Source organism: Paenibacillus sp. EKM10P (assembly GCF_011800655.1).
In the GTDB taxonomy this organism is placed as follows: Bacteria; Bacillota; Bacilli; order Paenibacillales; family Paenibacillaceae; genus Paenibacillus; species Paenibacillus polymyxa.
Map to the genome: position 1 here is coordinate 1 of NZ_JAALET010000024.1, position 25,410 is coordinate 25,410.

General features: G+C 45.0%; 25 protein-coding genes and 1 pseudogene. 18 read left to right on the top strand and 8 right to left on the bottom strand.

The window, feature by feature from the left end; genetic code table 11:
• Positions 1 to 311: 311 nt before the first annotated feature.
• From HFE01_RS25920 to HFE01_RS25930, 3 genes are read right to left on the bottom strand one after another with little or no spacing between them, the layout of a single operon-like run.
• Positions 312 to 1,421, bottom strand: a complete 1,110-nt coding sequence (locus HFE01_RS25920) for a CobW family GTP-binding protein (RefSeq protein ID WP_107735278.1) — start codon at positions 1,419 to 1,421, stop codon at positions 312 to 314.
• Positions 1,422 to 1,439: 18 nt separating this feature from the next.
• Positions 1,440 to 2,417 (bottom strand): TIGR03943 family putative permease subunit, encoded by a 978-nt coding sequence (locus HFE01_RS25925; protein ID WP_107735279.1) that lies wholly within the window; start codon positions 2,415 to 2,417, stop codon positions 1,440 to 1,442.
• A gap of 8 nt (positions 2,418 to 2,425) precedes the next feature.
• Complete coding sequence (locus HFE01_RS25930; RefSeq protein WP_107735280.1) at positions 2,426 to 3,427, bottom strand: permease; 1,002 nt, start codon at positions 3,425 to 3,427, stop codon at positions 2,426 to 2,428.
• 231 nt (positions 3,428 to 3,658) lie between these two features.
• Between HFE01_RS25930 and HFE01_RS25935 the strand changes: the two genes are divergently transcribed.
• The 12 genes from HFE01_RS25935 to HFE01_RS25990 all read left to right on the top strand — a co-directional run bounded on the left by HFE01_RS25935 (position 3,659) and on the right by HFE01_RS25990 (position 12,878).
• Positions 3,659 to 4,747, top strand: a complete 1,089-nt coding sequence (locus tag HFE01_RS25935) for a CobW family GTP-binding protein (RefSeq protein ID WP_107735281.1) — start codon at positions 3,659 to 3,661, stop codon at positions 4,745 to 4,747.
• Entirely contained in the window at positions 4,744 to 5,856 is a 1,113-nt protein-coding gene (locus tag HFE01_RS25940) for a FecCD family ABC transporter permease (RefSeq protein WP_107735282.1), read from the top strand. Before HFE01_RS25935 ends, HFE01_RS25940 begins: the two co-directional genes overlap by 4 nt.
• Positions 5,853 to 6,641: an ABC transporter ATP-binding protein gene (locus HFE01_RS25945; RefSeq protein ID WP_025364747.1), complete on the top strand. Its 789-nt coding sequence runs from the start codon at positions 5,853 to 5,855 to the stop codon at positions 6,639 to 6,641. The genes HFE01_RS25940 and HFE01_RS25945 overlap by 4 nt, the downstream gene beginning before the upstream one ends.
• Positions 6,642 to 6,709: 68 nt before the next feature.
• Positions 6,710 to 7,729, top strand: a complete 1,020-nt coding sequence (locus tag HFE01_RS25950) for an ABC transporter substrate-binding protein (protein WP_107735283.1) — start codon at positions 6,710 to 6,712, stop codon at positions 7,727 to 7,729.
• Between the two features lie 216 nt (positions 7,730 to 7,945).
• The gene (locus tag HFE01_RS25955) at positions 7,946 to 8,653 is read left to right on the top strand and encodes a metal ABC transporter ATP-binding protein (RefSeq protein WP_170973163.1); all 708 of its coding nucleotides are present in this window, start codon (positions 7,946 to 7,948) and stop codon (positions 8,651 to 8,653) included.
• Positions 8,599 to 9,447 (top strand): metal ABC transporter permease, encoded by an 849-nt coding sequence (locus tag HFE01_RS25960; protein WP_016818447.1) that lies wholly within the window; start codon positions 8,599 to 8,601, stop codon positions 9,445 to 9,447. The genes HFE01_RS25955 and HFE01_RS25960 overlap by 55 nt, the downstream gene beginning before the upstream one ends.
• A 35-nt stretch (positions 9,448 to 9,482) precedes the next feature.
• The gene (locus tag HFE01_RS25965) at positions 9,483 to 10,481 is read left to right on the top strand and encodes a metal ABC transporter substrate-binding protein (protein WP_107735284.1); all 999 of its coding nucleotides are present in this window, start codon (positions 9,483 to 9,485) and stop codon (positions 10,479 to 10,481) included.
• Between the two features lie 355 nt (positions 10,482 to 10,836).
• Positions 10,837 to 11,199, top strand: a complete 363-nt coding sequence (locus tag HFE01_RS25970; protein ID WP_014599711.1) for a response regulator — start codon at positions 10,837 to 10,839, stop codon at positions 11,197 to 11,199.
• Positions 11,200 to 11,283: 84 nt separating this feature from the next.
• Positions 11,284 to 11,772, top strand: coding sequence for a hypothetical protein (locus tag HFE01_RS25975; RefSeq protein WP_016818449.1), 489 nt, complete (start codon positions 11,284 to 11,286; stop codon positions 11,770 to 11,772).
• Positions 11,773 to 11,876: 104 nt separating this feature from the next.
• Complete coding sequence (locus HFE01_RS25980) at positions 11,877 to 12,071, top strand: hypothetical protein (RefSeq protein WP_017428465.1); 195 nt, start codon at positions 11,877 to 11,879, stop codon at positions 12,069 to 12,071.
• A gap of 12 nt (positions 12,072 to 12,083) precedes the next feature.
• Positions 12,084 to 12,419 carry a YolD-like family protein gene (locus tag HFE01_RS25985; protein ID WP_016818450.1) on the top strand — a complete coding sequence of 112 codons (336 nt, stop codon included), beginning with the start codon at positions 12,084 to 12,086 and terminating at the stop codon, positions 12,417 to 12,419.
• A gap of 114 nt (positions 12,420 to 12,533) precedes the next feature.
• Positions 12,534 to 12,878 carry a cupin domain-containing protein gene (locus HFE01_RS25990; protein ID WP_025364750.1) on the top strand — a complete coding sequence of 115 codons (345 nt, stop codon included), beginning with the start codon at positions 12,534 to 12,536 and terminating at the stop codon, positions 12,876 to 12,878.
• 103 nt (positions 12,879 to 12,981) lie between these two features.
• Here the strand turns inward: HFE01_RS25990 and HFE01_RS25995 are convergent, their stop codons facing one another.
• Positions 12,982 to 13,851 carry an aminoglycoside 6-adenylyltransferase gene (locus tag HFE01_RS25995; RefSeq protein ID WP_167438792.1) on the bottom strand — a complete coding sequence of 290 codons (870 nt, stop codon included), beginning with the start codon at positions 13,849 to 13,851 and terminating at the stop codon, positions 12,982 to 12,984.
• Between the two features lie 314 nt (positions 13,852 to 14,165).
• On the opposite strand from HFE01_RS25995, the gene HFE01_RS26000 reads away from it, so the two are divergent.
• Positions 14,166 to 17,357 carry an S-layer homology domain-containing protein gene (locus HFE01_RS26000; RefSeq protein WP_107735285.1) on the top strand — a complete coding sequence of 1,064 codons (3,192 nt, stop codon included), beginning with the start codon at positions 14,166 to 14,168 and terminating at the stop codon, positions 17,355 to 17,357.
• A 1-nt stretch (position 17,358) separates the two neighbouring features.
• Here HFE01_RS26000 and HFE01_RS27470 read toward each other — a convergent pair whose 3' ends face one another.
• From HFE01_RS27470 to HFE01_RS26015, 4 genes are all read right to left on the bottom strand, one after another.
• Complete coding sequence (locus HFE01_RS27470; protein WP_243208265.1) at positions 17,359 to 17,742, bottom strand: hypothetical protein; 384 nt, start codon at positions 17,740 to 17,742, stop codon at positions 17,359 to 17,361.
• A 47-nt stretch (positions 17,743 to 17,789) separates the two neighbouring features.
• On the bottom strand, positions 17,790 to 18,227 hold the full coding sequence (locus tag HFE01_RS27475; RefSeq protein WP_243208266.1) for a class I SAM-dependent methyltransferase: 438 nt from the start codon (positions 18,225 to 18,227) through the stop codon (positions 17,790 to 17,792).
• A gap of 158 nt (positions 18,228 to 18,385) precedes the next feature.
• Positions 18,386 to 19,267 (bottom strand): Hsp33 family molecular chaperone HslO, encoded by an 882-nt coding sequence (gene hslO / locus HFE01_RS26010; protein WP_044786606.1) that lies wholly within the window; start codon positions 19,265 to 19,267, stop codon positions 18,386 to 18,388.
• A 30-nt stretch (positions 19,268 to 19,297) separates the two neighbouring features.
• A complete protein-coding gene (locus HFE01_RS26015) occupies positions 19,298 to 19,780 on the bottom strand; it encodes an RrF2 family transcriptional regulator (protein ID WP_025364755.1) in 483 nt (160 codons plus the stop codon).
• Positions 19,781 to 20,019: 239 nt separating this feature from the next.
• Here HFE01_RS26015 and HFE01_RS26020 point away from each other — a divergent pair, with 239 nt between their 5' ends.
• The 5 genes and pseudogenes from HFE01_RS26020 to HFE01_RS26035 form a co-directional block, all read left to right on the top strand.
• Positions 20,020 to 21,033, top strand: a complete 1,014-nt coding sequence (locus HFE01_RS26020) for an LLM class flavin-dependent oxidoreductase (RefSeq protein WP_167438793.1) — start codon at positions 20,020 to 20,022, stop codon at positions 21,031 to 21,033.
• A gap of 227 nt (positions 21,034 to 21,260) precedes the next feature.
• Positions 21,261 to 21,392 carry a hypothetical protein gene (locus tag HFE01_RS27675; protein WP_279287984.1) on the top strand — a complete coding sequence of 44 codons (132 nt, stop codon included), beginning with the start codon at positions 21,261 to 21,263 and terminating at the stop codon, positions 21,390 to 21,392.
• 692 nt (positions 21,393 to 22,084) lie between these two features.
• On the top strand, positions 22,085 to 23,161 hold the full coding sequence (locus tag HFE01_RS26025) for a glycosyltransferase (protein WP_107735286.1): 1,077 nt from the start codon (positions 22,085 to 22,087) through the stop codon (positions 23,159 to 23,161).
• Positions 23,162 to 23,493: 332 nt separating this feature from the next.
• Positions 23,494 to 23,847: a hypothetical protein gene (locus HFE01_RS26030; RefSeq protein WP_107735287.1), complete on the top strand. Its 354-nt coding sequence runs from the start codon at positions 23,494 to 23,496 to the stop codon at positions 23,845 to 23,847.
• A gap of 542 nt (positions 23,848 to 24,389) precedes the next feature.
• Positions 24,390 to 25,410: pseudogene (locus HFE01_RS26035) on the top strand (hypothetical protein); the annotation flags it as partial.

The following is a 25,410-nucleotide window of genomic DNA, read 5'->3' on the forward strand; positions in this document are numbered from 1 at the left end:
CGACCGTTAAGCCCTCCAGCGCCGATGGTACTTGGACCGCAGGGTCCTGGGAGAGTAGGACGCCGCCAAGCAAATAATAGTATGACTCTGCATAGTCGTACTCAGGTCGTCGAGAATGCCTCGACGGCTTTTTTTTGTTTTCCCATCATTCAACATAACATCCTATAAGGTATATACTGCGTATATGCAAATTTATGATAGTTACAAAAAAAGGCTGTTCCATGACTTTTAAAGGTCAAAGGAACAGCCTTTTATAATTTAATTTCGTAGACATTTTGGAGGGGAATTTCATTTCGAGCCGAATCTGTCGACTACAGCGAAACGAAGCACTGTTCCCATTGCTCGGTAATGGATGCTTTGTCAAGCTGCTCTCCAATGAGTGTGACATATCCCTGGCTCACCGGAAGTGCGGTGGGCTGCCATTCCAAGTGACTTCCTGAGAATTGCAAAAGCATTGTACCCTCATGCGGAAGCACACAATAACCTTTCGCACGAAGCAGCGAGGAACCTAGCCTAGTCAGGAAGTCTTCTAATCGTTGCTTTTCCAATGGCTGAGGAGAATATTGATGCAGTGTTAAGCTCTCCAGACGGGAAAAGGAATGGGGGAGGTCGTGATCGTGACTGTGGTTTTGACGGTGTGCAGAAATTACTTTGAATGCGGTACTTCTGGAGGCACTGCTAGGTCTTTCGTTATCTTTAGCGGGAATTGGTATAGGTGATGCTTCTGCATCGTTGGGCTGCATCTGTGCCGATGTATGTTGAAATACTTGTACAGGTTTCGGGTCAACCCATACGGAGTTCAGGACAGGTTCCAGCAGTGGTTCAAGGTCAATGCGGCTATACTCAGTAGTTTGCAACTTGGCCGTATCGTTGAGCTTGCGGATGTTCTTGACGACCTTAGCCACTTCACGGCTATTTGCGACATCCGTTTTGTTCACAACAATAAAGTCGGCGGAGCGAAGCTGTCCGTGCAGAGTCCGAACCAGCTCCTTGTCTGCAGTGAAGCGGCTGTTGTATTCATGGAACAGCTCAGCATCCACCACACTGATGCCGTGAACCAGATACAGCCGATCTGCCAGCAGTGGGGAGCGAAGTTCCTCCAGCACCTGCTCGGGGTTGGCTACTCCGGTGGTCTCCATGAAGATCACATCCGGCTCTTGGCTGAGCAGGGTGTGCAGTGCGCCAGCCAGCTCATTTCTTTTGCTGCAACAAATGCACCCCTCTAGCAGTCCTTCCACTGTTACGTCAGGCATTTCCTCTGAAATAATAGCGCTGTCTACATCATATTCGCCCATTTCGTTCATTAAAACAGCAGCACGAAGAGGAATCTGACGAGTATAGGCTAACAGCCGCAAAAGTAGTGTCGTTTTGCCGCTTCCAAGAAAACCACTGATTAATATAACAGGAACTTTGTTCATCATTTTTCCTCCTTGGCGGGTTTAGTGTGCCGTATTCAAGCGATCATAGGTTGCTACCGAGTCTGCTTGGGTATAGACATAAGGTGATTCCGGCTGCTTGACAGTCGTTATTTTATCGGATCGAATTTCAAGTACGGGTGCATTATCCTTTTGCGTTGCATGCAGAGTTCCTTCAATAGTCACCCAGGTATCCTTGTCAAAGGACGGAGGGTTCTGGGATTGGACGATAACCCCGAATGGCATGGCATCGGCAGTACAGCACATAACGAGGAACCTTCCTACTGCAAATAGACCTTTACCCGGTAGGTTGTCGTCTTTATAGACAAAGCCAGTCACCTGTACTTTTTTTCCTTGAAAAGCGTGTTTATACAGTTCGATCGCTCCTATAGTTTCGGAAAAAATCTCCGGATGGATCTGTATAATGGGTTGCTGATACAGACGTTTCGCCAGCTCGGCGAATTCTACATTGTACTCATCGGGCGGAACGAACAGCTTATCCAGCGCTTCCTGACTCCATTTTCCCTTTAGAGGGAGCGAAGTTGGTGTGAAAGATGGAGTGGATAGAAGGGAGGCTGCGGGTGTGTTCGTGGTTTGTGTGTCTGTTTTTCGTCGGATATCCGGGTTGGGATAGGTGAAGGACATACCTTTTTTGGCTGCCATATCACTGCCAAGCGCCTGATTGGGCAGCAGTGACCCGAACAGCAACGGAATGAGCAGCATTCCATATACGAGAGTTTTTTTGAACCAGCTTTGCGGTAAAGGATGTTCGCAATCGCATACATCTTCACCATCCCGGCTTCCCACGATTACGTGCCATGCCATCGCCAAAGCGATGAATATGAGTGGCACAGGACAGAGCAAAAGCAGCTTTTGCATGTGCGGAGCCAAGTAGTAATGAAGTGCACTTGTGCGATGTAATGTGATGATGTATACAGCTAATCCGATCATGAGCAAGGAGCGCATGCCATATTGGCAGCGGATGCTAAAGGTTGAATTCACGTTTGTATTTACCTCCCCAATAACCATTCAGCAGCTATAGAGCCCATCAGGACGAGTAAAATAATGAGCAAGCCTAAGATCACGACAAATTTGGTGCGAAAGGTGCTGAGCAGCATGAGTGTGCCTTTGAAATCAAGCATCGGGCCGAGTACAAGAAAGGCTGCCAGCGGACCCAGTGTAAAGGTATGCGAAAAAGCAGTAGCTACAAAGGCATCAGAGGTGGAACATAGCGATAGCACGTAGGCAAAGCCCATCATAAAGGCGTACGAGCCAGCCGTACCATTACTTAACGAAAGCATTTCATCACGTGGGATAAAGGTTTGGATGCAAGCTGTCAATAATGCGCCGATAATGAGATATTTACTCATGTCTAAAAACTCGTCGCCAGCATGTACAAAAAATCCCCACCATGTGCGGTTATGCCGATGAGTCTGATTGTTCTGCTTTTGTTGGTTAAAAGAGAGCAAAGACCGTTTGAGCGGATGCACACGCACAAAAGCATATATGATCAATCCGAGGGTCGCGGAAACGACAAAGGCCAAACCCATTCGAACGGCAGTGACCTCAGGATGGGAAGGGAAAGCCATCATCGTCGCAGCCAGTACTACGGGATTGATAATAGGTCCGCTTAAGATAAAAGTGATACCCATATAGGCAGGCATTCCCTTGAGCATTAATTGGCGAACGACAGGGATCATGCCGCACTCACAGATGGGAAACAGCATACCTAGCAAGGAGGCGAGCAGGACACCCGACACAGGATGGGAAGGCGCTATTTTACGAATCCATGTCTCCGGTACAAGCCACTGTAAAAGGGATGAAACAAGCACACCGATCAGGAGAAACGGAACAGCCTCCAGAAAAATACCCATAAATACCGTCTTTAATGACTGCAGCTGCCCTATATCTAACAAACGAAGCCACTGAGGAGATAGCGTAATAAGCACAGGGATGAGAAAGGCAAACGGAATCATAAAAGGCAGCATCTTCAACAGCGTACTGTTTTTCATTCCACATCTCCTTGGGAATAAGGGTTCTTATCTACATCCTATGCCTGTGTTGGGACAATCATGCCGCAGGATTATGCTTGAATCACCTCCTGTATTGACAATTCAAAGCGTGGTCATATATATTTATGTTTGGTAATAGTAATTATTACGATTAAAATCCGATAAATGATTGCAAGAAGAAAACTTTTACGGTACGATCCATATTAGTGCTGTAAAGACAAGGAGGATTATATGATACCGATTGTTGTTTTATCCGGATTTTTGGGCAGCGGGAAAACAACTCTTCTTCAGCATGCGCTGGCTTACTACAAGGAGCAGGGGCTCAAGCCAGCTATTCTGATGAATGAGTTGGGTGATGTTAATCTGGACGGCAGTTTGGTGAACGACCAAGCCCCCATGAAGGAAATGCTCAGTGGCTGTATATGCTGTACCATTCGCGGAGATTTGGGCGTCGAGCTCATGAATCTTGCCGAGGAATATAAGCCAGATGTGATTATTGTAGAATGTACCGGAGTGGCTAATCCAATGGAGATTGTAGATGCAGTGACAGATGCCTCCATATATTCTTCTATGGTTTTACAATCTGTTATCACGGTCGTGGATGCGCGTCAATTTCTGGATTTCTCCTTGGGTAGTGAGAGAAGCAAGTCGTTTCGTTTGATGCAGGATCAGCTGCGATGTGCTTCCAAACTGATTATTAACAAGACTGATTTATTGGCTGCGGGAGAATTGCAAAAAATACAGGCCCTTGTAAAAGAATTAAATCCTTATGCTTTGACTGTAAGCACGGAGCGGAGTGACGTAGATTTGGGTGCCTTTTTCTCCATTCAAGGAGAGAAACAGATGGATGTTTCACGGCAAAAGGAGTCCACAGTCGATATCGCGAATGAGCATCAGCATGCGGAAGCTCATTTTCACACGTATAGTCATGATGACCATACAGACCATCATCCTCATGACTATCATGAGCCCGAGCATCACGACCATGAACATGAACACGGAGAGCATTATCATTCCTACGACCATGTAGTTGTTCATACGTATTTTTTTGGACAACCTGTGTCACGCTCCGAGTTTGAACAGTTGTTCCGCAGTTTGCCTGCTGAAATTTACCGAGCCAAAGGAATCGTACGATTTTTGGAATCGGAGGGCCAGATGATGTTTCAATTTGCCTATCGTGAGCTGGAAATCATCCCGATCCGACCGCAAAAGCCAGTGAACGATGTAGCGGTGATCATGGGCGAGAATTTCTCTGCTTCTGAGATCGGGGAACGATTGAAAAAGCTTGAAGCGGCTGCAAAGCCACTGGCTAGTTCATGATTTCGAGAACAAATAGCGTTTATTCATCCAAGCCTCATTCTCGAGCTGATCTAGCAGGGAAGCCTCCATGGAGATTTACAACAATTCTGCTGCTATTAACTGCGGGACTGGTGCTGTCAGTTACACTTGCGGTCATGCTGGGTCCTGTGGCTGTCGCTCCAGGGACAGTATGGCGAATTGCGCTGTCCCATCTGCCCTGGCTGGATCAGTGGATACCCGTGACATGGACCAAACCGGAGCAATATATCGTCTGGGAAATTCGCTTTCCGCGTGTGCTGCTAGGTGTTGTCGTGGGAGCAGGACTTGCTGTTACCGGAGCGGCTATACAGGCATTAATTCGCAATTCGTTAGCGGACCCCTATATTCTAGGAGTCTCGTCGGGTGCTTCAGTGACAGCGACGTTAGTTATTGTGTTTGGAGCTTTTGGATTTTTGGGACGACTTACACTGCCCATATCTGCTTTTATAGGCTCTCTAGCTGCGATGCTTATGGTGTTTGCGTTGGCTCGTGTGGCCGGACGGATATCGACGACCCGCTTGCTGTTGGCAGGGGTGGCGGTATCTATGATGCTGTCGGCTGTGACTAGCTTTATCGTTACGATGGCCCCGAATGAAAAAGGCATCCGTGACGCGATGTATTGGATGATGGGAAGTCTGGCAGGCGCTCAATGGGATACGCTTTTCATTCCAAGCCTTATTATAGCCGTGGGAACGGCTGTCCTTATGACCCGATGCCGTTCATTGAATGCTTTGCTGACAGGAGAAGAAGCCGCCGTAACGCTCGGTGTGAACGTGCAGGCGTTCCGTATATTATTGGTTGTTGTCGCTTCCCTTTTAACCGGGGCAGTCGTATCAGTGAGTGGCTCGATTGGTTTTGTCGGGCTTATGATTCCACACATCGTTAGGCTAATAGTGGGATCGGATCATCGGCGTGTCCTGCCTGTCAGCCTGCTTTCGGGAGCTATCTTTGTCGTGTGGGCAGACGTATGTGCCCGGCTCGTGCTAGCTCCACAGGAGCTGCCGATTGGTATTGTAACGGCTGTGTGTGGCGGACCCTTTTTTGTGTGGCTGCTGCGGCGCAGTTCCTACTCGTTTGGAGGCGAAAAATGAATATAGAAGTCGAAGGCGTGACCTTCAGTATTCACGATAAACGATTGATCGACGGTATCAGTCTCCAGGTAAAAACGGGAGAGCTGGTCGGGCTGATCGGTCCAAATGGCAGTGGCAAATCGACGTTGCTTAAGAATATGTATCGTGTGCTAAGACCTGATAGTGGTTTGGTGACGCTGGATGGCCGGGATTTACTACGGATGAAGTACAAAGAGACAGCACGACAAATGGCAGTGGTAAGTCAGGATGCGCCCCAAACGTTTGATTTTTCAGTACGGGACATCGTCCTGATGGGCCGCCATCCTCATAAGAAACTGCTGGAAGCAGATACTGTCTTCGATCATGAGCTGGTTGAGCAGGCGCTGGAGCGGGTAGGCATGAATGCTCAAGCGGATCAGGGGTTTGGCACCCTGTCGGGCGGTGAAAAGCAACGGGTATTGATCGCCAGGGCTTTGGCCGGACAAGCGAAATTTCTCATTTTGGACGAGCCGACGAATCATCTCGATATCCGGTATCAGCTGCAAATTCTCGATTTGGTCAAAACACTTCAGATCACTGCTTTAGCTGCACTGCATGATTTAAATTTGGCGGCATGTTATTGTGACCGATTGTATGTATTAAAAGAAGGCAAGGTGGTAGCCTCCGGCATAACAGAGAATGTGCTTCAGCCTGACCTGCTACGCAGTGTATTCGGGGTGGAAACAGAAATTCGCATTCATCCGAAAACCGGGAAACCGAGTATTACCTTTTTACCGGATTCTCTTAGAGGTGGAGACCATCTATGACACTAACAGGCAGAATGGTGATTCGATAAGGTAAGATAAAACTGTGAATGAAAGAGGAGACGTTACATATGAATAAATGTAGCAAACCCGCATTACCGCTGGTTATGCTAGCTTTGGCGATGCTGTTATTATCGGCCTGCGCAGCAGGAAACACGGCTCAAACCACAAATTCATCTGCAAACGGGCAGCAATCTGATGCATCGCAATCAACAACCCAAGAGAAGGCAGTAGAGATTGAGAACATGGGTGTAAAAATGGTATTTCCCGAAGCGCCCAAACGTGCGGTTACATTGAACCAGCATGCGACAGAAGTTATGCTGGCCCTTGGACTGGAATCTTCCATGGTAGGAACCGCCTATTTGGATGATCAGATTTTACCGAAATATAAGACTCAATATGATAAAATCCCGGTTCTAGCCAAACAATATCCGTCCAAAGAGGTGTTTATGGCAGCTGCACCGGATTTTGCCTATGCGGGCTGGAAGAGTGCCTTTAATGATAAAAATCTGGGTTCCCGTGAGGAGCTTGCCCAACAGGGCGTGCAAACCTATGTACAGGAATCCTCCAATAAGCCGGGTCCTATATTAGAAGATGTATATCGGGATATACTAAATATTGGACGTATTTTCCGGGTTGAGGAGCGTGCAGAAAAACTGGTAAATGACATTCGTGCACAAGTGCAGTCCATTCAGACTCAAATTGGCACGGTTGAACGGGCACCCAAGGTTTTTGTTTATGACAGCGGCGAAGACAAGCCATTTACGGCTGCCAACAATTATCTGACGTCTTTGATTAAAAGTGTGAAGGCGAAAAATATTTTTGATGATATCGATAAAAGTTTTACGGAAGTAAGCTGGGAAGAGGTCGTGAACCGCAACCCTGATGTTATTATTATTCTCGACTACGGAGATACTTCACTGGCGGATAAAGAAAAGCTTCTGTTGAGCAAGCCCGCGCTGGCTGGTGTTGAAGCGATCAAAAACAAACGATTTGTGGTGCTGCCTCTATCCGCAGCGGCTGAAGGTGTGCGAGCACCGATTGCACTGAAAACCTTGGCAGCAGGCTTGTACCCGGGCAAAGTGAAATAAACAAACAAAAGAGTTGCCAAAACATTGACGAACCTTGCCTAAACTGTTAAACTTGCTAATGCGTAAAGGTTACGTTTATCAAGCGCTTATTTTTTTATTACCAAATCGTAATAATTACGGTAGATGGTTTAATGATCATAAACGACCTGGAGAATCTGCGCTATGATGACCGCTCAGATGGCTCCAGGCTTTTTAAAGGAAAAGGAGATTTGCGTCATGTTATTGGCCTCATTGGAACAGGTCACATTTGGCTACGGAGATGTTCCTAACTTGGTAGATGCCAATGTTGAAATTTTTTCCGGAGAATTTGTGGCGATCACTGGACCCAACGGTGCTTCCAAATCGACGATGCTCAAGTTGCTGCTCGGTTTACTTCAGCCTTGGAAGGGCAAAGTGTTTATGTCCGACCGTACAGGTGAAGGTAAAAAGCTCGTTGTCGGATTTGTATCACAACAAATTGCTGCCTTCAATGGAGGATTTCCAAGTACCATCCTGGAATTTGTCCGTTCGGGTAGATATACTCATGGCTCTTGGCTGCGCCGGATGCGGGCTGAGGATCATGATCTGACAGAGCAGGCGCTTCGTCAAGTAGGGATGTGGGATTTACGGCACCGCAAAATCGGCGAATTGTCTGGTGGACAGAAGCAGCGTATTTGTGTGGCAAGGGCACTTGCTCAGGAATCGGATTTGCTCATTTTGGATGAGCCCACGACCGGAATGGATCAGGAAAGCCGACATCACTTCTACGATCTGATGAATCAGCAGGTTAAGGAATATGGAAGAACTGTAGTCATGGTTACCCATGGACTATCGGAAGTACAACATTATCTGGATCGTATTATTGAGCTTGAAAGGAAGGAAGATGGCGGATGGAAATGCTGCACTACGACTTCATGCAGCGGGCATTTTGTGCCGGTGGGGTAATTGCACTGCTGGCCTCGGTGCTTGGAGTATACCTGATGCTACGGCGTCAGGCTCTCATGGCGGACATGCTATCGCATGTATCGCTGGCAGGGGTGGCAGCAGGTGCCTATTTAGGGATTAACCCGACGATAACTGGATTTATTGTTGCGGTGATCGGTGCGATTATTGTTGAATACGTCCGCAGATCTTATAAAACGTATAGTGAGATTTCTGTGGCTATTATTATGGTAGGTGGCCTCTCAACGGCTGTTATTTTAATGAATCTGAATCAGAGCATTAACAAAGGCTTTTCCGCTTATTTGTTTGGTTCGGTAGTAGCCGTCAATCAGACCGAGCTGATGTTGATGATCGTTGTGGCTGTCATCGGAGGTATTTTCTTTTTCGTGTTCCGACGGCCTTTGTACCAGATTACCTTTGATGAAGAAACGGCAAAGACCAATGGTCTTCCTGTCAAGTCTATCTCGTTTGCGTTTAGTATTTTGACTGGGATGATTGTAGCCGCAGCCATGCCGATTGTCGGTGTACTGCTTGTCTCCTCACTAATCGTGTTGCCTGCTGCGCTGGCGATTCGAATTGCACCGAGCTTCGCGGCAGCTATCTGGATATCCATGATCACCGCATTAATCGGCGTATTTATGGGATTAACAGCATCATATGAACTTAGTACACCCCCAGGGGGGACGATTGCTATGGTGCTGTTATTATTCCTGATCGTAGGAGCTAGTATTCAAAAGCTGGTCCGTAAACTTGGCAAGCAACAGGCTTCTCGACGTAAGAATGCGGCAGGTCAGTGAGTTTATAAAAAACTAACACATAAGGAGTTATGAATATGAATACATGGTTCAAAAAATCATTTGTATTGTCTGCGGGGCTAGCACTTATTTTGGCCGGTTGTGGAGCTAAAACTGATCATGCAGCCACGAATACATCCCAAACCGAATCTAATCCAGCACAAACAGCGGACAGTGGTAAAAAGCTGAATGTAGTCACCACTTTTTATCCGATGTATGAATTCACCAAGCAAGTTGCCGGAGACCATGCTAACGTAACCGCGTTGATTCCTGCCGGTGCTGAGCCGCATGATTGGGAGCCAAGCGCCAAGGATATGGCACAGGTTAAGGATGCTGACGTATTTGTATATAACGGGATCGTCGAAGGTTGGGCAGAACAGGCTTTGAGCAGCGCATCGAATGATAAGCGTGTAGTAGTTGAAGCAAGCAAAGGGTTGAACCTGATGGAAGGATCTGCCGAGGAGGAAGAAGGAGAAGAAGCACACGCAGAGGAAGGCCATGATCACGATCATGTGCTGGACCCTCATGTATGGCTTGATCCAGTCTTAGCTCAGAAAGAAGTAGAAGCTATAGAAGCAGGGCTTGTAAAAGCCGATCCTACAAACAAAGCGGACTATGAGAAAAACGCTGATGCTTATATTGCTAAGCTGAAAGAGCTGGATACTGAATTCAAAACGGGTCTGAAAAATGTAAAACGTAAAGACTTTATTACGCAGCATGCTGCTTTTAGCTATTTGGCTAAGCAATATGGTCTGACCCAAGTGCCAATTGCCGGATTATCTCCAGAGCAGGAGCCTACGCCGGACAAGTTGGCAGGTATTATCAAGTTTGCTAAAGATAATAATGTGAAGACAATTTTCTTTGAAACGTTGGTTGATCCGAAGGTTGCTGAGACCGTAGCTACAGAAATTGGTTCGAAAACGGATGTACTGAATCCGCTTGAAGGACTGACGGATGAAGACAAACAAAAGAATCTGGATTACCTTGGTGTGATGAAAAACAATCTGGAGGCTTTGAAAAAAGCTCTGAATGAATAAGCAAACTTTAAACGAATAGTTTAAAAAAAGATGTCGGCATGATACCGATGTCTTTTTTTATATCTGTTTAAGGAGTTGGCCCAATGATTCTTCTCACTTTTGAATTCGCCTGCATAGTGCTAAGGGTTCACTGAATACCTAGTACTTTGTAATCTTTATACTACAGGAATGATTTACGTCATTGCGAAACGTTTTTATTGAAATTAATGCTGTAGTAGCTAGTTTCAAATTCCTTTTATAATTCAATGGTAGCGTTTTTCTTTTTACAGATTCTTTCTATTAATATAACTAGTTTTTTCACCGATATTGAAGTTTGGGCGTGCATATCATATGACAACGGATTGGAGAGGTTAACTTGGCAACAGTTATAATAGTGGATGATTCTTTATTTATGCGTTCTGTGCTTAAGGATATTCTGTTGGATTTAGGTCACTCTGTTATTGCAGAAGCGGAAAATGGATATGATGCAGTTTTGAAATATGCACACTTTCGACCAGATTTAATTACCATGGATATTAATATGCCTAAAATGGATGGGCTTGAGGCTGTTAAAAAGATTGTAGAGCTTGATCCTAAAGCCAACATCTTAATGTGTTCCGCTTTGGGTCAGCAGGAAGCAATTATACAAGCATTTAAGGCAGGGGCAAAAGATTTTATTGTGAAGCCATTTGAGATGGAAAGGGTCGTGAATGCCGTCACAAAAATGCTGGATAATTAATGAATCAAGCTTTTAATACATAATATTGAACATATTGAAGCGGGAGTTTCATGCTTATTTTTCACGAATATGGAGATGAATAGGATGAGCAATCGAGTATTGTCTCAAAAAGTATTTATAGATGAACTGATCGCTACGATCAAGAGTGGGGGGCTTGTTCCTGTAAATTATGAACACCTCATCAGTGAACAAAGGGGAAAAATGGATGCTCTAAACAATGAACTCACCGTTCGTATAGAGGCATTAGAGACAGATTTAATCTCTGCTTCGACATTTTCCATTCCGTTTGCCAATGGTGAAATTATGTTTCTTGCTCGTTATATTGTACTCATTGGGGATTATACCGAGGGTTACTTTGTATTTTATCGAGCAGAAGACTGCGAAAGTCCAGAAGAATATCAATTTTTAACAAGCTCTTATCAACTTCCACATGTATTGCTCGAATTATCTCACACTTTAAAGGAGCATGGTACTAATGAGCCACTTAATATTTTGACTTATTGGAATGGCCCTGTGTATCCGCTGAAAGATTTGAATAAAGAGGATATTAAGCTGTCCACCTATGAGTTTTAAATCCCTTGAGAGAGGCAACTCCCTCAGGGGATTTTTTTACATTGATAATCAAACGCATGTTCGCATATAATACAAACAAACGTTCTGATGAGGAGTGAAGGATGATGCTGGAGAAATATGTGGGACAGATCGTGGAAATCGTGTATATGGACCGAAAGGGCAAACTGTCTCATCGGCAGATAGAGGTGCATCGTGTGCAGAATGGTTTGATCCGGGCCACCTGTTTGCAAACTGGTCAGCCACGTGTTTTTCGATTAGATCATGTATTGGCATGGCATCCGGTAACCAGAACAGCATAGGAGGGGCTTACGATGGGGAAAAAGCTTGAAGGAAATGGCATATGGGAAAGCTCGCGTATGATTTTGCCTGAGCATCGGGAGGCATATGTAAGACTGATGAAGGAGCAGGGAAGACGCGGCAAGCCGACACTGGACGATCAGGAGATACAGCAGATTGAACAGGCCATTATCGTATCCTATAACGAACGGAAGCCTATTACACTAAGAGTGTTTAATCCGTTTGATGATGAGGAGCTGCGCGGACTGGTTACAGTGATTAACACAAGTCGGCGAGAAGTGAAGCTATCTCGTGGGGAAGAGGATTTTAGCTGGATTAAGTTGGAGGAAATTATCGAGGCGGATATCTAAAAATGGTCGGACTCAGAGTTTTTTTACATGGGTTCTATCGTTTTTTATAATTAAGATTGTAGCTCAGTGAATCCAGATTTACAATAAAACTGTAACTACAAAGGGGGAGTCAATTTGAAAATAAGTAAACATAATGCTGAACATTATATATGGGGAGATCAATGTGATGGTTGGCGCTTGGTGAAAAATGATGATTTGAGCATTATTCATGAGCGCATGCCGGGAAATACACATGAAGTCAGACATTATCATCATCATGCGCGCCAATTTTTCTTTATTTTATCAGGTGCAGCGGTACTTGAAGTGGATGGTGAACGCATTCAATTAGGATCTCAGGAAGGGTGTGAGGTTCCTCCTATGGTGCCTCATCAAATGTTTAATGAAACGAGTGAGGATGTTGAATTTTTGGTTATCTCTCAGCCTGCGAGCAGAGGCGACCGGGTGCTGACCGAAAACTAATATTAGGAGACAGCAGATTCCAAACGTATATAGGTCAAATAATGTTAGAGTATAAAAAACCAGGCTAGCACATGTAAATCAAGTGCCCGACTGGTTTTTTTCTTTAATAGATGCCCGTTGCATCTGCAGGGAGAGCTTTTACGTGATAGAGATAGTTTGTTACACGTTGATCGTCCTCAATCGGGTATCTATAACCATAATGGTTCGCCACCTTCTGGGCAACTTCTCTAAATAAATTACCCATGATAAAAAGAGACTGCCACATATGTTCATAATCTGCATCCGCAAACGTTTGGATGTAGGCCGTCCAATGTTCAGGCTCAAGGTGCTTCTCGAAATATTTTCCCTGCTTACCTGGATCTGCCGTGAAGTTAGTTTGTATACCCATATGCCATTCCAGCATGAAGTGAAGCGCATCTCTTACAGGTCGATCCAACATGAATTTGGCATAGGGAAGCTCATGTCGCCATAATCCTTTAGCCACATAAGTACTGACCCACCGGAATTCGTTGCAGGAATCCGCATAGGTTTGGGCGGTTGGAGGGACCGTCTTATAATCCTGAAGACTTGGCGGTGGGAAAGGCTCCACCAGGCCGTCTTTATCCAGCAGCAGTACACTTAAGCTGTCTCGGGGCCAATTGGCGATGTTAGTCACAGGGCAGAGGGTAAGATCAATGCGATTGCCATCCGTAAATAACATGAGAAAAGCAAAGCGATCACGGAACGTCACAGTAGGCTCCACATGCTCATCGGGTGTCTGCATAATGATCAATTCTCCAAAGCGGCGAATCCAGTGACGTTCCTGAATAAAGCTGTCCATGGAAGATACGAGAAAGACGATGTCATAATCCTGAAAAATATCTCGTGGAGCATGTGGATTGGCGCGTGAACCATTCATAATCACGGCACGTACCCGTTCATCTTCTTGAGCAAATTGGAGAATGGTATGCAGCATCTCTTGTTCACTTCTCACTATAGTTGTCTCCACAAGCGGTATCGAAAGGAAAAAAACGTAGATAAGACAGCAGTAGAAATAAAGCCCACCAGTTCAAGGATCATCAAGAAAAACGACCTCCTGTAAGTTGTTTTATCTGGCAAAAGTATCCTATCCTTACAATAGCTTATCCACGGAAGCCATTCAACTGAATAAACAGCGGGCAAATTGCTCGTATTCTTGCTGAGCTGGTTGAATAGAAGAATAAAATGCAATTGTTCAGAATTTGTTCAGTGACGAAATTGTATAATATCAAGCAGCAATCATAGATTTATTTCAACAGGAGGAAAGGTATGCATTTTTGCAAGTCTACTAAACGATTCACATGTGCATTAACAGCAGTATCACTAATCTTTTCATCGGCAATTTTAGTGGCGGATGCTGGTGCGGCACCAACCGAACAGCCCAAATTAATCCAAGATGGAACATGGAGCAAGTCTGCCGACGTTTGGATGGATGCACCAGAAAACTATGTTGGCAGATCTTCGGATGCAGTGTTAGGATATTACAGATCAGCGATTCAGTTTAAAATGCCCGAGCTGACTGGGAAGGTTGTAACGAAGGCAACCTTGCGTATTCATATCTCTTCTATCAGCTACAGCTCTAACCAGAATCCTTTTTTGATCGTGTATGGATCGACTGCTGATGTTTGGAGCAGCGGAGCTTTTCCGCTAAACCCGCTGGATCAGCCTTCGGATACGAAAACAGGCTCAGACCTTCAAGTAGGATGGGTTGATTTTGATGTTACCCATTTTGTACAACAACAGACGGATGGTATGGTCTCATTTGCATTGCTTGCCAACGAAGCAGGGAACCCTGGAGACTATTCGGAAATTACATATTCAGCCGATGACAACGGCGTAGATATTCCCCAGTTGATATTGGAAACATCAGCCTCGGCTGTTTCGTCTAAAATGCCTGAGGTAGCCGCTGTGACTACTGAGGAAGATATCCCAACATCTAATATAACCATTACACCAAACCCGCAAGATTCAACGGTAGTGACACATTATCAAATTACGAACATTGTCGGAGGCAGGCTGTATCATAGCGATGGTATCACCGAGATTTCCAACGGAACGTTTATCACAGCAGCAGAAGCTAGGGATGGCGTGAGGTTTGTGCCTATGGCAAACGCCAACAACGCAGCGGGAGATACCTTCTCTTTTGATGTGCAGGCGGCTCAGAGTGCAACGGGTAATGGACTGAGCGATGCCACTAAGGCTGTTGTCCATGTTACGGAAGTAAACGATCCCCCGGCAGCGCAAGACGAAACGCTATCCTCCATTACAGAAGACTCAGGAGAGCGGACAATTCCTTTTGCAGAACTGCTTGCGCATGCGTCTGCCGGTCCGAATGAGAATGGTCAACACCTAACGGTATCCTCAGTCAGCAGCATCGCAGGAGGGGCTGTACGTTTAGATGGAACAAATGTAATTTTTACACCTCAGCCGAATTTTAATGGAACCGCTAGCTTCTCTTTTACCGTCACCGATGATGGAACATCGAACGGCGTCTCAGTCCCGCAGTCGGTGGCCAAGCAAGCCTCTTTTACAGTAAATTCCGTCGCTGATGTCCCTAACGTGACTGATGCTTTGACAGAGGAAGACAAGCAAAGCTTTGACGGTTTGATCATTACTCGTAATCAAGTGGATGGATCTGATGTGTCGTACTTTAGAATCTCCAACATTATTGGTGGAACCCTCTATAAAAATGATGGGGTAATGGAAATCCGAGATGGTCAATTTATTTCTGTAGCGGATGGCGAAGCAGGGCTTAAATTTACGCCAAATCTTTATGCTAACTCTCCGTCAGGTGATCATTTCAGTTTCGACGTACAATCATCACTAGATATGAGCGGAACAGGGATCAGCGAGCCGAACCAAGCCAAAATCACTGTGAGTGAGGTAAACAACAGTCCGATAGCTGTGAATGATACACTACCATCGTTATCGGCAAATGCAGGGGCACAATCTATCGCTATTGATGAACTCTTAGCAAACGACACGGCAGGCCCTGTCAACGAGAGCTTACAACATCTGAGCATCGCATCGGTAGAAAATGCACAAGGTGGGACGGTAGTTCTAGATGGAGCGGTTGTACTATTCACTCCGAATTCAGGCTACCAGGGCCCGGCAAGTTTTGATTATAATGTGATTGATGACGGTACAACGAACGGAGCATTAGATGCGAAGAGTTCAACAGCTACCGTTGCATTCACTATCAACCCAGCACCGACACCAGATCCGGTACCAACACCAGATCCGACGCCAACGCCAGATCCGATACCAACACCAGATCCGGTACCAACGCCAGATCCAGTACCAACACCAGATCCAGTACCAACAGATGATAGTCACACGGAATTGCGTGTTTCTATCAATAATGGTCAAATGCTGGTAGGGGGTACAGAACGGGCTATAGCAAAAGTTGTAAAATCGGACTCTTCAGAGATTGATGTCAGTGAAGAAGCAACTTGGACTTCCAGCAATGCGAATGTCGCTACGGTTACTCAGGGAGAGATTAGAGCACTTTCAGAAGGGAACACGGTAATTTCCGCCACATACAGCGGATATAGCTTTAATGTTCCAGTTATCGTAACAGCTGTTGCTGCTCCCGCACCCAATAATGCTGGCAGTGATTCCAGTAGTTCCAGTGGCGGCGGGTCTGGGCATCGAAACAGGGACCGTTCTAGCGATGATTCCAGCAGCAATACGGCAACATCAGCTGTATCATCTCCATCGGTGACTGTATCTAAAGAACCAGTAACTGTACCTGTATCTGTATCTGAAGAATTGGTGACTGAGCCAACTGCTCCTGTGCAAGACATATTCAACAGTAACGTAGTGGTTGCAGACAACAAAGTACTGCAGAATATAAAGTCCAAAGCAGAATCTGCTTTAAATTTTTCTACTAGTGTTAAACCGTCAGACCTACAAGGACATTGGGCAGAAAAGACGGTCGACACGTTTTCTAAGCTGGGTATCGTAAATGGATATAAGGATGGCAGTTTCAGACCTGATGGTGAAATTACCCGTGCGGAGTTTTCTGCTATCATTTCTAGAATCTTCGATATTAGTGGTGGAAATCAGCCTGTGGCTTTGAACGATATTGGGGATCACTGGGCGCAGGATGCCATAACAAAATTGACCGCAGCTGGAGTATTAAACGGTTATGAGGATGGTACTTTTAAACCGGATCAAACAATTGTCCGTCAAGAAATGGCTGTCATTTTGGCGCGGATCTTGGATTTAGACCGATTGAAAAAGGACACCTTGAATGAAAAAAGCTTCACCGACTTATCCGCTTCTTTTGCGGCTGATACGATTAAACAATTAGCACAAGCCGGTGTGCTTTCGGGTATAAGTACGAGTCAGTTTGGACCTAAGTATCATGCGTCACGTGCTGAAGCCTTGACTGCGATTTATAATGCACTTAGTTTGAACAGCGAAATTAAAACCGTATTGGAAAGTTTGGAGCAGTAATCTAGAATGATACAGAGGCGAGCCTGTTTGGCTCGTCTTTTTGCTTGATACCTACCGCAAGCATATGCGGGCTCATGCCGATGACAGAATCCTGCTCTTCAACCTGCTGTGCTATATCCAGCAAACGTCTGCGATGAGAAGGAATGGCCCATTTCTCTTCAAATCCGGGTGCAATCCAGACGGGGCCTTCGACACCCAGTACACGAGGCTCCTGCAATCCAGCCGCCTGCCAGTCTGCACGCAAGGCATCCGGTGTATGAAAGTAGGAGCGTGTGATAAAAGAGGGATAAGCCGCCGGTCGTACATGCTGACCATCTGTTAACTCCTGTCTGACCATATCCATGAACGCATCTTCCTCCACAATGGTATTGCACTCGCCGTACACCGATAGCCCCCACAGTAGCGAGCCAAACCTGGAAATAGCCGAAGTAATCAGCGTTCCCCCTTCTTTAAGACACGCGCTGCTTCTTGCAGTGCTTTTACTCTTTCCTTCTGTTCTGTTAAATGATATAAAGGTCCCATCAATAGCACGATGTCCGCGCTTTCATCTTTACGATCAAGATTTCTGGCATCTGCGATTTCCAGCTTGCTGATGATGGGTTTATTCAGTTGCTGCTGACGAGCGAATTCAATGGCTTGCGAAGAGAGATCGAATAGATGAACTTCATATCCCAGTTCTGCCAGCCACGAAGAGTAGACCCCTACACCGCCGCCGATATCATAAATAACATGAGTGGACTTGCTGAGATAACGTGAAATGATTTCTTTTGATCTTTCCAGCTCTATTTTTCCGATGCCTCGCTCTAATCTGCCTATTTCTGCACCGCCATCATAATAAGCCAGAATTTCATGCGTATCTTTTTCGAACATAGTGGATCTCACCTCATGTAATTGGAATAATATAACATTAACACTTGCGTCATAAACAAGTCTACCGTTTTTGGCCAAGGAAACCATCCATCGAAAGCATTGAGAAAGAAAAGAGCTGTTCCCCAGTAGCTAAAACTACTTTTGGGAACAGCCCGTATTTAAATGATGTTTGTTTCCAGCATGTTTTCGAGATCTTCTTTGGTAAGGTGGTAATGTGTGTTACAAAAATGGCAATGGGCTTCAGCTTGTCCATCGGTACGAATCATGTCTTCTATTTCCTGATTCCCTAAGCTGATAATGGCATTGGTAACTCGTTCTTCTGAGCAGGGACAATGAAATTGTACAGGCATGGTTTCCAGTATGTTCATGTTGCCTTCTCCCAAAATCTGGACCAGAATCTGCTCTGGCGTAAGACCTTCCATGACCATTGCGGAGATGCTCGGAATACTCTCAATCCGTCTCTCGATAAAACTGATAACCTCTTCCGGTGTACCCGGCATCAGCTGAATAATAAAACCTCCAGCCGCCTGAATGGAGTTATCCGGGTTAACAATAACCCCTGCTCCCACAGAAGAAGGAATTTGTTCGGATTGAACGAGATAAGAGGTGAAATCCTCGCCCAGTTCACCCGATATGAGAGGGACTTGTCCAACAAATGGTTGTTTTAGGCCGATATCTTTGGATACAATCAGCGCTCCATCTGTTCCTACGGCTCTGGCGACATCTAATTTCCCGATCTGATTAAGCTCAAAATGGGTTTGCGGATTTTTTACATAACCTCTAACTTCTCCTTTGGCGTTGGTATCGACAAGAATAGTGCCGATGGGCCCTCCACCGTTAATCCGAATCGTCAGTTTATCCTCATGTTTAAGCATAGCTCCCAGCATCACACCCACCGTCATGGAACGTCCCAATGCAGCCGATGCTGTTGGCCAGGTATAATGACGCTGCTGGGCTTCACTTACCGTTTCCGTTGTTCTCACAGCATAAGCCCGCACCTGGTTATTATAGGCAAGAGCTTTTACTAAATAATCATTCATGTTCATATCCCTTTCTGTTTTTGAAGTTCTTTACAAGACCATTTTTTCTTGAATCCAGTTCTTCAAAGAAGTAATTTTCGCATCATATCCTTCTTTAAAAAAGTCAGCAGAGAGTGACGCGATGGTTTCTCTTTTCAGAACGGCTTTCCAGGAGGCTTCCGCTTCTTCCATCAAATTTGCCAGTAAACAGCACTGATCGTCTTTCTTTAATTCAAGCATATCGTTGTATATACCGCTGGAAGAATAGAGGGTTTGCTGTCCCTCAATCGCCAGATAAATATCAAATACTCGTATATCCTCAGGTTTTTTCTTTAATTTGAATCCGCCCTTGACACCAGGTACAGAAGTAATCAAATCAGAGCTAACCAATTTTCGTAACAGCTTATGAAAATAAGTAGGTGAAGCGCCTAACTGCTGGCTAATGGCCTCTCCAGGTAAAACGGCTTTGTCCGGTAGCATCGTGAGCAGAAGGAGAGCGTAGACAGATTGTTCGACACCTGTTTTCATATGCACTAGCAATCACCTCAATTTGTTATAACCAGGCTAACATGGATAATCATTATCCACATAAGAGCATGATAGACGAGCTAATCATAAAAGTAAACTATTTTTTGAAAAATACTAAAAATTAAAATTATTTGCAATTCATAAGACGACGCATTATTATAGTTGATGCATCAATTGATAGGTCAAAGAATTAAGGCGTTGAAAGAAATACGTAAAATAATGGTTTGACAGGAGGTTTATATAAAATGACTACGCGGGATGTTGCACTATCTATATTAGATCTTGCACCTGTCATTGAAGGCGGTACTCCTGCCGATTCTTTTCGTGATACGGTGGATCTTGCCCAGCATGCTGAGCAATGGGGGTACCGACGCTATTGGCTAACGGAGCATCATAATATGCAGGCGGTTGCCAGCGCTGCTACTTCTGTGATCATCGGACATGTGGCTGCACATACCCACAAGATTCGGGTCGGTTCAGGTGGTATTATGCTGGCTAACCATGCTCCACTCATGATTGCGGAGCAGTTTGGAACCTTAGAGTCGCTCTATCCGGGGCGAATTGATCTGGGACTTGGCAGGGCTCCTGGCACGGATCAACCCGCAATGAGAGCATTGCGGCGAGGGCTGCACAGTACGGGGGAAGATTTCCCCGAGCAACTGAATGAGCTGCGCTCTTACCTGAATCCAGCGTTAAACGGAGCCGTGCCGGGGGTGAGAGCGATTCCAGGAGAAGGGATGGATATACCTATCTGGTTGTTGGGCTCAAGCGGATTCAGTGCTCAGCTGGCAGGTCAGCTTGGGCTGCCGTTTGCGTTCGCTAGCCACTTTGCCCCGGCTCATTTGCTACAGGCGCTGGAATTGTATCACCGTAATTTCCGGCCGTCCAAGGCACTGGATCAACCGTATGTGATGGTTGGTGTGAATGTGGTTGCTGCAGATTCTGATGAAGAAGCACAACGGCTTTTTACTTCACAAGAACAACAATTTTTAAATGTGCTGCGCGGACATAGCGGAGGACTAAAACCACCAGTCGATGACATGGATAAGCTTTGGAGTGAGCAGGAGAAGGAGATGGTTCGTGGTAATATGCTGGGGTATTCAGCAATCGGTAGTCCTGACACAGTCAAGCAAAGGCTGGATTTTATAATCAACCAGACGAGAGCCAATGAGTTGATTACCACCGCTCAGGTATATGATCATCAGGCACGTTTGCGTTCGTACGAGTTGCTAGCTCAAGTGATGCGCATGGATGGGTAAATAATTGAGTTAAACAAACGAGGCTGTGCCAGAGAGGTTCTTATAACCGATTCTGACACGGCCTTATTATATTTTTAAAAGCTTATACTTAAGAATAAACTAGGTTTGGTGCATTTGCACGTGTACAGTAGCTGTTGATCAAATAACTATCGTAAGTGACAAGGCTTTATTATGATAATCGTATAATTTCCAGAACGTGTCCACAAAGCTTTGACTATATATGGTTGTTGTCAGGTCGGTTTCCGGTTGCTCGGACAGCAAGCATTGCGGTCGTATCGTTCACCAACCAGCAGGTTAAGGAACGGAGGCTTGTCAGGATCAACCTGATTACGCATCGAGTGACCCGCTATAACCTGTAAATAAGTATGGCTTGAGAAGAGAGAGAGCTTGTTCATCCAACTGCACATGCCAGTCGATAAAAGACCATTATTCTTCGGTATAATTTACATTTTGCAATCCATTGAGCAGGATCTCTTCGACTAGAACCCTACAGGTATAAATTGCATATAATATCAAGCAAGTTGATCCATAAGCTTTGAGTTTGAAGGGGAAGAACACGCGATAATTCATGTAATGCTTTATGCTGAGAATGAAGAACAGAGCTCCCGTTTTTTTAAGAACTATGATAATAATGGTGGATCAATACTATATTTTCAATAATCATCCAACTGATGACTCTTTATCCATATTAAAGGGGAATATTGAAGTTAATAAGACAGATTTGAAGTAAATGGTAATATTATCCCTAATGGAAATGAAATAATTCTTGATTCTTTTACGGATAGCCACCCCTCATATTAAGTAAGAATTCCCTATTAGGAGGGTCTGATACCGGAAGTTCAATCGCTCCCAGTCTACAAACTCACTGTTCATGCCAGAGGATTACCTGCTTGTGAATCGGCGGCGAATTACATATTTAATAAAATCTTCATAATTGTAGGGATTATTCGCTATGCTGTATTGGAAACTCGACCATTGAAGCCACAGATATACGGGAAGCGCCTGTGAAGTGCAGCTTTAGGGAGCAGTGACTTCAAGAAAGGGGGAAGATATGGATCTCTTTGATTCTCAGATTCAATCTTATACTAACCGGCGTCTTGCTGTGATTGATACAAAGTTTCCATGGAAACTGAGTGGTTTTCGATATTGGGAGAACTTGAATATATTCCAGCAAAGGCCTGATACATTATTCTTTGCAACCGAACCTAATGATGATTATTTTCCGTGTAAAGTTTTTCCTTTTTCTGATTTTATGAAAGTTGCGGTGTCTGAGGGGGTTACAGATGTATATTGTGTTTTTTTAAATTTAACACTTAGTTTGCTTGGACATTGCTTTCTTCCGGATGGAAGTTATTTGCCAGGAGCAAATCCTAATCTTAATATCAAGCCATTCTTAGATGAGCGAAATATCCATCTTCATGCTACCTTATACCCAGGTGGCGGATTGGATCCATGGACCAAAAAAGAGTTTCTTTCTATTGCAGGACAACATTGCTCGACTGTATTCACAAACATTAATGAAGTCATGGAAGCGATTGTTGGAAGTATTTATTATCCCGTTGTGATTAATACCGACTTATATATATTTAAACATAAGAAAGTTGAAAAGCCGATACAGTTGACATTTTGTGCTTTTAATGCTATTAGAAAAGGTTTCCCCATTATGGCAGATGCATTTAATCGACTTACGGATGATTTTCATCTTAATCTAATTGGTGATTGGGAAGACCGATTACATTTATTGGAAAATAAAAATTATACATTCTATGGTCTACTTTCCCCTGAAGAATTAAAGCCAGTGTATGAACGAACTCATATATTTCTAAATTGCAGTGTTCCGGATGGATTTGCATTAGATGGTTTTCCAACCACGGCTGCCGTTGATGCACTATCGACAGGATGTATACTTGTTACGACAAACCCCCGAAATGATAGATTTATTCTTGAGGAAGGTAAGGACTATTTTGAAGTTGAACCTAACGGGTACGCAATTTCTGAAAGATTATTTTGGATTCAGAATCACTTCGAAGAAGCACTGATTGTTGGGAAAAATGGTTCGAATAAGGTGAAAAGTAAATTTCAGGCTAGTCAAATAGTGAAATCAAAGCTTGCTAACATATTTAAATAACTTGTTGATAAACAGTCTGTAGAAGTGTTATAGCATGATGGAAATGGTATGGGTAACAGGATGAGTGCGCCCCTCTCTCTTAGAGGGTTCTTTATATTTCGGAAAGGGGGCGGGGCAAGCCTTTCAATTCCAAACTTGAGAACCGACGATAGATAGAGGCTTGGTCGGATCGAATGACAGAATAAGTATCTTATTTTAATAGGTAAACAAACAATCATATTTAACTAATTATTAATATAATAATGGAAATCCTAATGTCTTTTGCTATTTCCATTCTAGTACGTCTAGTTGATTTAATGGATTATTACTAATCAGTAAAGGAGGGTCAACTAATGACATTATTAACAACTGGACCTATTGAGAACAGTCCTGTTAGTGGGGTTAGGACGATTCAACAGGTCACCGTTAAAATGGTTAACCGTGATTTAGTCAATTCTTCAACAATATTAATCCAGGGATACGTTTTAGACGGTTTACGAACATTGTTTGTACTAGAAGTAATAGCGCTAGCCCCCAATGCAGTTGCTACGAGAAATTATACAGTAAATTTCAATGCATATGAGTTTGTTTTTACCACAAGCGGTTTGGCAGAAGAAAGTACTGATATTTCTGTATGGGGAAAAAACGAGAGTGGTGCAATTATTGGTGCTCAGCGTATTGTTGCGGATGAGCAGTTAGAGTCTTAAAACTCAACAAATGTACAGAGAGAAAGCCACAATCATATCACATGTTTTAGAAATAAAATAGAGGGAGCATGATCTTGAGAAAGATCTCATTGTTCACAAGAAAGTTTGCTTTTACTAGAAAGGAGGGAGTATCTAAATGTCAGTATTATCAACTGGCCCCATTGCAAACGATCCTGTTCTTGGAGTCAGACCCACCCAACTGGTGACGGTAAAAATCGATAACCGGGATTCTGTTGATTCTTCAATTGTTTTGATCGAGGGTTTCGCTTTAAATGGCAGCAGAACATTATATGTACAAGAACAAGTAATAGTGGGACCAAATGCGGTTTTTACAAGGAACTATTTTGCAGATTTAAATGCATTTGAATTCGTTTTTACCACAAGCGGAGCAGCAGAAAATGAAACTCAAATTTCTGTTTGGGGTAAAGATACATTTGGGCAATTAGTGCCCGCCCACCGATTAGTTTCTGATGAGCTTTTAGGAACAGGGTTAGCTGGCCCGCAAGGCGACCAAGGGCCTCAGGGAGTTCAAGGCGTACAAGGTGACCAAGGCCCACAGGGAGTCCAAGGCGACCAGGGACCACAAGGAGTTCAAGGTGATCAAGGCCCTCAAGGAGCCCAAGGTGACCAAGGCTCTCAAGGAGTCCAAGGTGATCAAGGACCACAAGGCGTTCAAGGAGATCAAGGCCCACAAGGAGTCCAAGGCGACCAGGGACCACAAGGAGTCCAAGGCGATCAAGGTCCTCAGGGTGTCCAAGGAGTTCAAGGACCACAAGGAGTCCAAGGAGATCAAGGCCCTCAAGGAGTCCAAGGTGATCAAGGACCTCAAGGTGCCCAAGGTGATCAAGGACCACAAGGAGTCCAAGGCGATCAGGGACCACAGGGCGTTCAAGGTGATCAAGGACCACAAGGAGTCCAAGGCGATCAGGGACCACAGGGCGTTCAAGGTGATCAAGGCCCTCAAGGTGTCCAAGGTGATCAAGGACCTCAAGGAGTTCAAGGTGATCAAGGTGATCAAGGACCTCAAGGAGTTCAAGGTGTCCAAGGCCCTCAAGGAGTTCAAGGTGACCAAGGACCACAGGGTGTTCAAGGAGATCAAGGACCACAGGGTGTCCAAGGAGATCAAGGCCCTCAAGGCGTTCAAGGAGATCAAGGCCCTCAAGGCGTTCAAGGAGATCAAGGCCCACAAGGAGTCCAAGGCGACCAGGGACCACAAGGAGTCCAAGGCGATCAAGGTCCTCAGGGTGTCCAAGGAGTTCAAGGACCTCAAGGAGTTCAAGGTGACCAAGGCCCTCAAGGCGTTCAAGGTGACCAAGGACCACAGGGTGTTCAAGGCGACCAAGGACCACAGGGAATCCAAGGTGATCAGGGCCCTCAAGGAGTTCAAGGTGATCAAGGACCTCAAGGAGTTCAAGGTGACCAAGGCCCTCAAGGAGTCCAAGGTGATCAAGGACCACAAGGCGTTCAAGGAGATCAAGGCCCACAAGGAGTCCAAGGCGACCAGGGACCACAAGGAGTCCAAGGCGATCAAGGTCCTCAGGGTGTCCAAGGAGTTCAAGGACC

Excerpts from the sequence above, each read along its gene's own strand:
- HFE01_RS26025 (WP_107735286.1), top strand. The coding sequence starts at position 22,085 with ATGGATCTCTTTGATTCTCAGATTCAATCTTATACTAACCGGCGTCTT.
- HFE01_RS25920 (WP_107735278.1), bottom strand. The coding sequence starts at position 1,421 with ATGATGAACAAAGTTCCTGTTATATTAATCAGTGGTTTTCTTGGAAGC.
- HFE01_RS25965 (WP_107735284.1), top strand. The coding sequence starts at position 9,483 with ATGAATACATGGTTCAAAAAATCATTTGTATTGTCTGCGGGGCTAGCA.
- HFE01_RS27475 (WP_243208266.1), bottom strand. The coding sequence starts at position 18,227 with ATGTTCGAAAAAGATACGCATGAAATTCTGGCTTATTATGATGGCGGT.
- HFE01_RS26030 (WP_107735287.1), top strand. The coding sequence starts at position 23,494 with ATGACATTATTAACAACTGGACCTATTGAGAACAGTCCTGTTAGTGGG.
- HFE01_RS25930 (WP_107735280.1), bottom strand. The coding sequence starts at position 3,427 with ATGAAAAACAGTACGCTGTTGAAGATGCTGCCTTTTATGATTCCGTTT.
- HFE01_RS26020 (WP_167438793.1), top strand. The coding sequence starts at position 20,020 with ATGACTACGCGGGATGTTGCACTATCTATATTAGATCTTGCACCTGTC.
- HFE01_RS25980 (WP_017428465.1), top strand. The coding sequence starts at position 11,877 with ATGCTGGAGAAATATGTGGGACAGATCGTGGAAATCGTGTATATGGAC.
- HFE01_RS26000 (WP_107735285.1), top strand. The coding sequence starts at position 14,166 with ATGCATTTTTGCAAGTCTACTAAACGATTCACATGTGCATTAACAGCA.
- hslO (WP_044786606.1), bottom strand. The coding sequence starts at position 19,267 with ATGAATGATTATTTAGTAAAAGCTCTTGCCTATAATAACCAGGTGCGG.
- HFE01_RS25945 (WP_025364747.1), top strand. The coding sequence starts at position 5,853 with ATGAATATAGAAGTCGAAGGCGTGACCTTCAGTATTCACGATAAACGA.
- HFE01_RS25960 (WP_016818447.1), top strand. The coding sequence starts at position 8,599 with ATGGAAATGCTGCACTACGACTTCATGCAGCGGGCATTTTGTGCCGGT.
- HFE01_RS25950 (WP_107735283.1), top strand. The coding sequence starts at position 6,710 with ATGAATAAATGTAGCAAACCCGCATTACCGCTGGTTATGCTAGCTTTG.
- HFE01_RS25940 (WP_107735282.1), top strand. The coding sequence starts at position 4,744 with ATGATTTCGAGAACAAATAGCGTTTATTCATCCAAGCCTCATTCTCGA.
- HFE01_RS25985 (WP_016818450.1), top strand. The coding sequence starts at position 12,084 with ATGGGGAAAAAGCTTGAAGGAAATGGCATATGGGAAAGCTCGCGTATG.
- HFE01_RS25955 (WP_170973163.1), top strand. The coding sequence starts at position 7,946 with ATGTTATTGGCCTCATTGGAACAGGTCACATTTGGCTACGGAGATGTT.
- HFE01_RS25975 (WP_016818449.1), top strand. The coding sequence starts at position 11,284 with ATGAGCAATCGAGTATTGTCTCAAAAAGTATTTATAGATGAACTGATC.
- HFE01_RS25935 (WP_107735281.1), top strand. The coding sequence starts at position 3,659 with ATGATACCGATTGTTGTTTTATCCGGATTTTTGGGCAGCGGGAAAACA.